Origin of the sequence: Ferrovum myxofaciens (genome assembly GCF_000735045.1) — a bacterium.
Lineage (GTDB): Bacteria > Pseudomonadota > Gammaproteobacteria > Burkholderiales > Ferrovaceae > Ferrovum > Ferrovum myxofaciens.
The window spans coordinates 1-257 of record NZ_JPOQ01000402.1; the positions used below are offsets into that span (position 1 = coordinate 1).

The 257-nt window shown below is 58.0% G+C and carries 1 pseudogene; it reads left to right on the top strand.

The window, feature by feature from the left end:
* Positions 1 to 257 (top strand): annotated as a pseudogene (locus IV91_RS0114250) (IS701 family transposase); the annotation flags it as partial.

Genomic DNA, 257 nt, shown 5'->3' on the forward strand with positions numbered 1-257 from the left:
GAAGCGATGGTGGGGGGTGACGAACCTGTGGCAACAATCGAAGGGGGCTCTGGAACTGTGGATGCAGATTCGTTCCACGGCCTATGCACTGACCCAATTGCTCGCCCTGAAACTGTGGGAATCCTTCCCGCTGATGGAAATCGCGCCCTGGCGCAAGGGAGCAATGATCACGGCGGGACTTTTCGGTCAGTGGATGCGCATCCAATTTATCGGACTTCCCGTACGCCATGCCTCACCTTGTGCGCACAGCGACAACC